The sequence below is a fragment of the Halomonas sp. NO4 genome (genome assembly GCF_010994375.1).
GTDB lineage: Bacteria > Pseudomonadota > Gammaproteobacteria > Pseudomonadales > Halomonadaceae > Halomonas.
On the sequence record NZ_WHMA01000036.1, the window covers coordinates 1 to 9,527 of the forward strand.

The following is a 9,527-nucleotide window of genomic DNA, read 5'->3' on the forward strand; positions in this document are numbered from 1 at the left end:
AGGCCGGTTTACCGGCGGTTCGACGCTTCGGCGAAGGAGCCGGAAGGCTCCCGGCGGCTGTCGCTTTGGCAGTGCTGCGCACTGCTTCGCGCGCTGAAGCGCCCTCCCACATTGCTACGGCGCTAGTGCGCTCTGTGGGAGGCCGGTTTACCGGCGGTTCGACGCTTCGACGAAGGAGCCGGAAGGCTCCCGGCGGCTGCCGCTTTGGCAGTGCTGCGCACTGCTTCGCGCGCTGAAGCGCCCTCCCACCGGTTCACCACCCAAGGGCTGCCTAAACAGTGTGGGAGGCCGGTTTACCGGCGGTTCGACGCTTCGGCGAAGGAGCCGGAAGGCTCCCGGCGGCTGCCGCTTTGGCAGCGCTGCGCACTGCTTCGCGCGCTGAAGCGCCCTCCCGCATTGCTACGGTGCGAGTGCGCTCTGTGGGAGGCCGGCTCTGCCGGCGAAGGCGCCGCAGGCGCCCTTGTGCTGCTAGACTGCCTCATTCGAAGTAGCTATTCACAAAGGAGGTGACGAGGTGACGTCGAAGTTCGCAATCCATCCGCGGGTACAACATATCGGCCGCACGCTGGTCCTGGTGGCGCTGGTGGGGGCGGCCGCACCGGTGCTGGCCGACGCCGAGCGCCTGGAGGCCGACCTGCGCGGCCTGTTCGGCCCCGAGAGCAAGGTCGAGATCGGCGAGGTATCGAGTGCCATGCTGCGCTCGCGGGTCACCGCCGAGGACGTGGTCTTTCTGGGCGAAGAGGGCGAGCGGCTGATCATCGACCGCTACGTGGTCAGCGGCGACTACGACAGTCCCGACGAGGTCACCGTGGAAGGGCTTCGCCTGGAAGATTCGCTCTCCGAGGTGGCGCTGATGGAGATCGAGCGCCTCGTGCTCGGCGAGCCCTCGCGGGCGGTCTTTCCCCTCGACGATAGCCTCGCCCCGGAAGACGTCCGCATCGGCAGCCTGGCCATCGACGCCATCACCCTCGATCTGGCCTCGGATCTTGCCGAGAAAGTGTTCGAGGAGGCCTCGCTGCGTGACGGCCAGGGACGGGTGACTATCGAGCGGGTGCGCGGCGAGGCGCTCTCCCACGACGCTATCGGCAGTCTGGAGATCACCGAGGTGGCCGGCACCGGCGAAAACCTCGGCGACTTCGGCGCCGGCTCCTTCACCCTCGGGACGCTCGCTTTCGAGGGCCTGGAGGGCATCGACCGCGAGGATGAGGAGCGCCTCGACGCCCTGGTGCTCGAGGACTTCGCCATCGACTCCGATCGCCTGGTGGGCAGCCTGTCGCGCTTGAGCGTCGACGGCGACTTCGGCGACGGGCAAGGGGGCGTGGAGGTCGAGAATTTCCAGGCCGACCTGGCGAGGATGATCGAGCTGGCGCCGGAGGAGGAGCGCGCCCAGCTGCGCATGGCCAGCAACGTGCTCACCGACGGCAGCGGTGAGCTGCGCCTGGATGCGGTCTTTCTCGGCAACTGGGAAGAGGGCGACGTGCAGAGCCGCATCACCAGCGACAGCCAACTGACCATTCATGACGCTCTGCGCCTGCTGCTCGACATCGAGCTGCCGGTGGTGCTGCCCGACGGCGTCACCCCCGAGGCGGTGTTCGCCGATGCCGCGGTGCTGGACACCGCCACGCTGCTCGGCGGCGAGATCCGCCTGACCCTGGCCGAGCTGGGGCTGTTCGGCCGCCTGGTGACCCTGGGTGCGGCCATGGAGGGCGTGACCGAGAGCCAGTACCTCGAGCAGGCGCGCACCCAGGCCGAGGGCTTCGGCATGATGTTCGGCCCCGAGGTGCAGCAGTTCCTGCTGGGCCTGGTCAGTCTGGCCGAAGGCGCCGCCGACGAGGTCGAGGTCGCCGTTACCCTGCCGGCAGAGAGCAACCTGGAGACCTACACCGGCGATCCCCTGGCGCTGCCCGACAAGCTCTCGCTGAAGGTCGAGACGCGCTGAGGGCACTAGAACCGTTGTGGGAGGCCGGTTTTGCCGGGCGAAGGCGCCGTAGGCGCCCCTATCCTGGCAGCGCTACGCGCTGCTTCGCGCGATGAATCGCCCTCCCACATGATTGTTTGCATACGCTTGATATGAATTTTCGGCATGCGCTCATCCTGGCTGTTTCATGTGAAAGGCGGTCAGGGCTGGGGTATCATGTGGCGTCCCGATTTTCCCCGTGATGCGAGGTTTCCCGCCGATGTTCAGCCGTGACATGACGATTGCCGGTTTCGATGATGCCCTGTTCGAGGCGATGCAGAACGAAGTCGCCCGCCAGGAGGCGCACATCGAGCTGATCGCTTCCGAGAACTACGCCAGCCCGCGCGTGCTCGAGGCCCAGGGCAGCCAGCTCACCAACAAGTATGCGGAAGGCTACCCCGGCAAGCGCTACTACGGCGGCTGCGAATACGTCGACATCGTCGAGCAGCTGGCCATCGACTACGCCAAGCAGCTGTTCAATGCCAGCTACGCCAACGTCCAGCCGCACTCCGGCTCCCAGGCCAATTCCGCCGTCTTCCAGGCGCTGGTCAAGCCCGGCGACACCGTGCTGGGCATGAGCCTCGACGCCGGCGGCCACCTCACCCACGGCGCCAAGCCCAACTTCTCCGGCAAGCACTACCACGCCGTGCAGTACGGCATCGACGACAGCGGCCGCATCGACTACGACGAGGTGGCCAAGCTTGCCCGCGAGCACCAGCCCAAGATGATCATCGCCGGCTTCTCCGCCTACTCGCAGATCATCGACTGGGCCAAGTTCCGCGAGATCGCCGACGAAGTGGGTGCCTACCTGCTGGTCGACATGGCGCACATCGCCGGTCTGGTCGCCGCTGGCGTCTACCCCACGCCGCTGCCCCACGCCCACGTGGTCACCACCACCACCCACAAGACCCTGCGCGGCCCGCGCGGCGGCCTGATCCTCTCCAGCGAAGGCGACGAGCAGATCGAGAAGAAGCTGCAGTCCGCCGTCTTCCCGGGCGGACAGGGCGGCCCGCTGGAGCACGTCATCGCCGCCAAGGCGGTGTGCTTCAAGGAGGCCATGGCCCCCGAGTTCACCACCTACCAGCAGCAGGTGGTGAAGAACGCCCAGACCATGGCCGGCGTGTTCATCGAGCGCGGCTATGACGTGGTTTCCGGCGGTACCGAGGACCACCTCTTTCTGCTCTCGCTGATCAAGCAGGGCCTGACCGGCAAGGACGCCGACGCCGCCTTGGGCCGCGCCCACATCACCGTCAACAAGAACGCCGTGCCCGGCGACCCGCAGAGCCCCTTCGTCACCTCCGGCCTGCGCATCGGCACCCCGGCGGTGACCACCCGGGGCTTCGGCGAGGCCGAGTGTCGCGAGCTCACCGGCTGGATCTGCGACATCCTCGACGCCATGGCCAAGGGCGCGGACACCGCTGCCCTCGAGGCCGAGGTGAAAGGCAAGGTCGAGGCGGTGTGTGCGCGCTTCCCGGTGTATCGCGACTGAGCGCAGCGTATCGCCGAGTGGTATCGTCGCTATTACAATGTGTAAAACAGGACTCAGGAGGGTGCCATGAATAACCCGATGTCGAGGATTACCATCAATCCTGATCAATGCGGGGGGCGCCCATGTGTCCGTGGGATGCGCATCCGAGTCGTGGATGTACTGGACCTCTTGGCTCAGGGCCTCAGTACGCAGGAAGTGTTAGACGAGTTGCCTGACCTGGAGTACGAGGATGTGCTTGCTGTGCTGCATTTTGCCGCCCGACGCCTCGACCATCCCGTGCTGGCCGCATGATCCTCTGGGTCGATGCTCAACTGTCACCCCATCTCGCCCAGTGGTTGACGGAAAACTGCGGAGTGGATGCTTGCTCCGTCCGTTATCTCGGTTATCGCGATGCCGATGACGAAACAATCTTTGCCGAAGCACGGAAGGCAAATGTGATCGTCTTGACCAAAGATCGCGATTTTCCTGATCTGCTGGAACGGCATGGCCCACCACCCAAGGTGATATGGATCACCATGGGGAACACGAGCAATGCTCGGATGAGAGAGGTTCTGAGCAGGTTATTACCTGCTGCTCTTGAGATGCTGAACAATGGCGAAGCACTGGTTGAATTAAGCGACAAGCCACGAGAACACATAGGAAGCAATACGTGAAAATCACCATCTTTGGGACCGGCTATGTGGGCCTGGTGACCGGAGCCTGCTTGGCCGACGTGGGCCACGACGTGCTGTGCATGGACGTGGACGAGGAGAGGATCCTGCGTCTCGAGGCCGGCGAGATCCCCATTTACGAGCCGGGTCTCGAGGGGCTGGTGAAGGAGAACGTAGCCGCCGGGCGCCTGCAGTTCACCACCGACCCCACCGACGCCGTGGCATTCGGCACCCTGCAGTTCATCGCCGTGGGTACGCCGCCCGACGAGGACGGCAGCGCCGACCTGCAGTACGTGCTCGCCGTGGCCAACACCATCGGCGAGCAGATGTACGACTACAAGGTGGTCGTCAACAAGTCCACGGTGCCGGTGGGCACTGCCGACCGGGTGCACCAGGCTATCGCGCAGGGGCTGGAGGCGCGCGGCCTCGAGGTGGCGTTCGATGTCTGCTCCAACCCCGAGTTCCTCAAGGAGGGCTCGGCGATCGACGACTTCGCCCACGGGGCTCGGATCGTGGTGGGCACCGATGCCGAGCGTGTGAAGACGCTGATGCGCGAGTGCTACGCGCCCTACATTCGTCAGCAGGAAAAGCTGATGTTCATGGACGTGCGCGCGGCCGAGCTGACCAAGTACGCCGCCAACGCCATGCTGGCCACCAAGATCAGCTTCATGAACGAGATCGCCAACCTGGCCGAGCGCCTCGGGGCCGACGTGGAGCAGGTGCGCCGCGGCATCGGCAGCGACCCGCGCATCGGCTACCAGTTCATCTATCCCGGCTGCGGCTACGGGGGCTCCTGCTTCCCCAAGGACGTCCAGGCGCTTGCGCGCACGGCGAGCCAGGTCGACTACCAGGCCGAACTGCTCGATGCGGTGGAATCGGTGAACCGCCGCCAGAAGCAGACCCTCTTCGCCAAGCTCTCCCAAGCCTTCGATGGTGCCCTGGAAGGCAAGACCATCGCCCTGTGGGGCCTGGCGTTCAAGCCCAACACCGACGACATGCGCGACGCCCCCAGCCGCACGCTCATGGAAGCGCTGTGGGCCGCCGGTGCCACAGTGCAGGCCTTCGATCCCGAAGCGATGAAGGAGTGTCGTCGCCTCTACGGCGATCGCGACGACCTGGTGCTGGTGGGCGACCGCATCCAGGCGGTGAAGGGTGCCGACGCCTTGGTCATCTGCACCGAGTGGAAGGACTTCCGCGCCGTGGATTTCGATTGGCTCAAGGCCCAGCTCGCCACCCCGGTGGTGGTCGACGGCCGCAACCTCTTCGATCCCGCACGCGTTCGTGAGGCCGGCCTGCTCTACTATGCCGTGGGGCGGGGGGCGTCGTTGGCTTAGGCACGGCCCACTAACGGTGGATAGTGCCTCAAGGGTGTAACCGCTACGATCGTGGAGACATTTACGTTCAGGAACAGTCATGGACGACTATCCCCAGATTCTCCACCACTGCGGCGCCGATGGCGTCACCGGCAGCTGCCACCGCTTGCAGATCGCCCCGGACCGCGCCCTGCTCATCGACTGCGGGCTGTTTCAAGGTCAAGATGCCGACCACCTCGACAGCCTCGAACAGCACCGGGTGCGTTTCCCCGTCGATGACGTGCTGGCGCTGGTGGTTACCCACGTGCACATCGACCACATCGGCCGGCTGCCCTACCTGCTGGCGGCGGGGTACCAGGGGCCGATCCTCTGCTCGGTCCCTTCGGCGCGGCTACTGCCGCTGGTGATCGAGGATGCGCTGAAAATTGGCTTCACCCGCGACCGCGCCCTGATCGAGCGCTTTCTCGCCGAGGTGGAACACCGCCTGGTCGCGCTGCCCTACAAGACCTGGCACACCGTGCTCGACGACGACCGCCACCGCCTGCGTGTCAAGCTACAGCGCGCCGGGCACATCCTCGGCTCCGCCTATGTCGAGGTGGAGAGTGCGGAGGTGGACAGCCTCGACAAGGTCAGCGGCCAGGCCCAGCGCACCGTCTTTTCCGGCGATCTCGGCGCGCCCTACGCGCCGCTGCTGCCGTCGCCGCGCTCGCCCTATCGCGCCGACACCCTGGTGCTCGAGAGTACCTACGGCGACCGTCGCCACGAGGATCGCCAGCACCGCCGGGCGCGCCTCAAGGCCGCCATCGACCGCGCGCTGGAGAACGGCGGCACGGTGATCGTGCCGGCCTTCAGCATCGGCCGCACCCAGGAACTGCTCTACGAACTGGAAGGGTTGATCCACAATGCCCACGACGCGCGCTGGCGCGAGCTGGAAATCCTCGTCGACTCGCCGCTCGCCGCGCGCTTCACCCAGGTCTACCGCGATCTCAAGCCGTGGTGGGACGCCGAAGCCCACCGCCGGCTGCGCAGCGGCCGCCACCCGCTCAGCTTCGACAACCTCTACACCGTCGAGAGTCACGACGAGCACGAGCAGACCGTCGACTACCTGGCGCGCACCCATCGCCCCGCGGTGGTGATCGCCGCCAGCGGCATGGCCAGCGGCGGGCGCGTGGTCAACTACCTCAAGCGCATGCTGCCCGACGAACGCCACGCCGTGCTGTTCATCGGCTACCAGGGTGCTGGCACTCCGGGGCGCGACATCCAGCGCTACGGCCCGCGCGGCGGGTGGGTACAGCTCGACGGCGAGCGCATCGACATCCGCGCCCGGGTGGAAACCGTCAGCGGCTACTCCGCCCACGCCGACCAGCACGACCTGCTCCACTTCCTCCAGCGCATGCGCCACCCGCCGCGCCACGTGCGCCTGGTGCACGGCGAGCCCGACGCCCAGCAGGCGCTCAAGACCGCCATCGAAGCCTGGGCGCGCAGCGCCGGCCACGCGCTCCACGTTTCCCTCGCCAGCCCCGCTCCGGCGTAGCCACGCGGCAACAAGCCAACGCAGTGAGATAACGGACACACCAGGAAGGGAAGGGCACGGAGACATGGCAGGGCACGACAATAGCTACAAGCTGCTGTTTTCGCATCGGCGCATGGTCAGCGACCTGCTGACCGGCTTCGTACACGAGGAATGGGTCAACGAGCTGGACCTCGACTCGCTGGAGAAGGCCAGCGGCTCCTACGTGACCGATGAGCTTCGCGACCGCGAGAGCGACATCGTCTGGCGAGTGAGATGGGGGGATACCTGGCTCTACGTCTATCTGCTCATCGAGTTCCAGAGCCGGGTGGACCGCTTCATGCCTGTGCGCATCATGAGCTACGTAGGGCTGCTCTATCAGGACCTGATACGCCAGAAGGCATTCACGCCGAGCGGCAAGCTGCCTCCTGTGCTGCCTATCGTGCTCTACAATGGCGAACGACGCTGGAACGCGGCACATGATGTTGCCGAGATGGTCGAAAGCGTTAGCGGCGGCCTGGAAAAGTATTGCCCTGCCGTGCGTTACTTGCTGCTGGATGAAAAGGCGATCGTCAACGACCCTGGCTGGCCCGAAGAAACCCGGAATGTGGTCGCCGCCCTCTTCAACCTGGAGCATTACCGGGGGATCGATGAGGCCCTGAACGTGCTGGGGCGTTTGGTCGAATGGCTCTATGCTGAACAGCAAGACGAGCTGCGCAGCGCCTTTACCAGCTGGCTGAAGCAAGTCTGGGCCAGGCGCCAGGCCCCCAAAGAGCAGTGGCAGGAACTTAACCGATTGGACGACCTGCGGGAGGTGTACACCATGCTGCAAGAACGTACCGGCCAATGGCCGAAGCGCTGGAAACAGGAAGGCCGCGAAGAAGGTCGCGAAGAAGGTCGCGAAGAAGCACTTCGCAGCACGGCCCGTAAGCTGATCCAGACCACCGAACTGAACGACCGCGCCATCGCCGACGCCACGGGGTTACCCCTGAGCGAAGTCGAGGCCATGCGCAACGAGGCGCAGCACTGATCGAAAAGCTATCCCTGGAAGACACCATGCTGTATTGCCGAAACCATCATCAAGCCCATTGAGCCTGGCCCGCACCCACCGCCCCGCGGTGGTGATCGCCGCCAGCGGTCTGGCCGCCCACGCCGACCAGCACGACCTGCTCCACTTCCTCCAGCGCATGCGCCACCCGCCGCGCCACGTGCGTCTGGTGCACGGCGAACCCGACGCCCAGCAGGCGCTCAAGGCCGCCATCGAGGTCTGGGCGGCCAGCGTAGGCCACGCGCTTCATGTCACCCTCGCCAGCCCGGCCCCGGCGTAGCTGACAGGTATCAAGCAAAGTTTGCTTATCACCAAAGGCCAACAAACCCAGACCGCTTAGGCGTAGAGTGTGCCGCGCCTTTCCACTAGAATGACCGCCTTCAGCTTGTGGCTGGCCGGCATAGGTCAGCCAATGTGGGATGCCGGCTCCGGGTCTTGTGGGAGGCCGGCTCTGCCGGGCGAAGGCGCTGGAAGGCGCCCCAATGGCGCCACCAGCGCCATCGCAGCCCCACCAACAGCACCACTTTTCAGGGCATGGGAAAACGCCCGGCGACAATCCCCGGGCGGTAGCGTGCCCGCTCGTAACCACCAAACATCGACGATGCCGCATGAACCAGACACCTCCGCACGAATCGCAGCGCTACCCCGAAGATGACGAAATCTCCCTGATCGATCTCGCCAAGATACTGATCAAGCGATGGAAATCCATGTTGTTGGTTTTCGTGTTGATCCTGGGCATCGCTGTTGCGTATGCCCTGATGCAAGAGCGTGCCTATACCTACACAACGATCTATAGCGTGGCAAAGGAGGAGGCCACCGAGCCGCTGGAATCTCCTGGCTCGGTGATTGCCAAAATTGAGAATCTCTACATCAGCTCCGTGAGCCGAGAGCTAATCGCTTCCGAAAACCTCGACTCAGCGCCGACAGTTTCAGTTTCCAGCCCCAACGAAACTAATATCATCCGATTGCAGACACAGGCCGGTGCGGACAGCGCTGATTTGGTCGAGCGGTTCCATGAGCAGCTACTGTCACGTGTGGTCGATGATCAGGAGGCGCTGGTCGAACGCCGTCAACGGCGACTGGAACAGCAGTTGGAAGGTGCCCGACAGGCGCTTGAGACACTGGAGGCCTCGTCTGGCTCAAATAACAGGGATTTGGTAGCGACCTACGGCGAGCGCGTGTTCGAGCTTGAAGCCTCTCTCACCGACCTGACGCAAGGTGACGTAGGCCAACTCGCCGTACAGTCGTTGAAGCCGGTGGGCACGAGCCGAAGCCTGATTCTCGCACTGGGAATCGTCCTCGGCGGCATGCTGGCGGTGATGGCGGCATTCTTCGCCGAGTTCGCGGCTCGGGTGCGTCAGAGCCTGCGTGAGGACAAGGCCTGAACAGCATTGACCCCGCCAATTCACCGGCCGTTGGAACTGCCGTGGTCACGCATGCGTTGAATGTCAGAGTTATCCTTTCTGCCTCCGATTATTGGTCTTGACAATGAAAATCCTCGTCACCGGCAATGCCGGCTTCATCGGCTTTCACACCGCCAAGCGCCTGCTGGAACGCGGC

The 9,527-nt window shown here is 64.8% G+C and carries 9 protein-coding genes; all 9 read left to right on the forward strand.

Annotated features, from left to right (window positions below):
• The first annotated feature begins 514 nt into the window (after positions 1 to 514).
• The 9 genes from FEF15_RS16485 to FEF15_RS16525 all read left to right on the forward strand — a co-directional run bounded on the left by FEF15_RS16485 (position 515) and on the right by FEF15_RS16525 (position 9,352).
• Positions 515 to 1,939, forward strand: coding sequence for a hypothetical protein (locus FEF15_RS16485; RefSeq protein WP_240454204.1), 1,425 nt, complete (start codon positions 515 to 517; stop codon positions 1,937 to 1,939).
• Between the two features lie 238 nt (positions 1,940 to 2,177).
• Positions 2,178 to 3,446, forward strand: coding sequence for a serine hydroxymethyltransferase (glyA, locus tag FEF15_RS16490; protein WP_163560276.1), 1,269 nt, complete (start codon positions 2,178 to 2,180; stop codon positions 3,444 to 3,446).
• Positions 3,447 to 3,512: 66 nt separating this feature from the next.
• Complete coding sequence (locus FEF15_RS16495) at positions 3,513 to 3,737, forward strand: DUF433 domain-containing protein (RefSeq protein WP_163560257.1); 225 nt, start codon at positions 3,513 to 3,515, stop codon at positions 3,735 to 3,737.
• The gene (locus tag FEF15_RS16500) at positions 3,734 to 4,099 is read left to right on the forward strand and encodes a DUF5615 family PIN-like protein (protein WP_163560258.1); all 366 of its coding nucleotides are present in this window, start codon (positions 3,734 to 3,736) and stop codon (positions 4,097 to 4,099) included. The genes FEF15_RS16495 and FEF15_RS16500 overlap by 4 nt, the downstream gene beginning before the upstream one ends.
• A complete protein-coding gene (locus FEF15_RS16505; protein ID WP_163560259.1) occupies positions 4,096 to 5,430 on the forward strand; it encodes a UDP-glucose/GDP-mannose dehydrogenase family protein in 1,335 nt (444 codons plus the stop codon). The genes FEF15_RS16500 and FEF15_RS16505 overlap by 4 nt, the downstream gene beginning before the upstream one ends.
• Positions 5,431 to 5,509: 79 nt before the next feature.
• The gene (locus FEF15_RS16510) at positions 5,510 to 6,943 is read left to right on the forward strand and encodes an MBL fold metallo-hydrolase (RefSeq protein ID WP_163560260.1); all 1,434 of its coding nucleotides are present in this window, start codon (positions 5,510 to 5,512) and stop codon (positions 6,941 to 6,943) included.
• Positions 6,944 to 7,007: 64 nt separating this feature from the next.
• Positions 7,008 to 7,949 (forward strand): Rpn family recombination-promoting nuclease/putative transposase, encoded by a 942-nt coding sequence (locus tag FEF15_RS16515; RefSeq protein ID WP_163560261.1) that lies wholly within the window; start codon positions 7,008 to 7,010, stop codon positions 7,947 to 7,949.
• Positions 7,950 to 8,007: 58 nt separating this feature from the next.
• A complete protein-coding gene (locus FEF15_RS16520) occupies positions 8,008 to 8,247 on the forward strand; it encodes an MBL fold metallo-hydrolase RNA specificity domain-containing protein (RefSeq protein ID WP_240454205.1) in 240 nt (79 codons plus the stop codon).
• A gap of 328 nt (positions 8,248 to 8,575) precedes the next feature.
• Positions 8,576 to 9,352, forward strand: a complete 777-nt coding sequence (locus tag FEF15_RS16525; protein WP_163560262.1) for a Wzz/FepE/Etk N-terminal domain-containing protein — start codon at positions 8,576 to 8,578, stop codon at positions 9,350 to 9,352.
• The last annotated feature ends 175 nt before the right edge of the window (positions 9,353 to 9,527 follow it).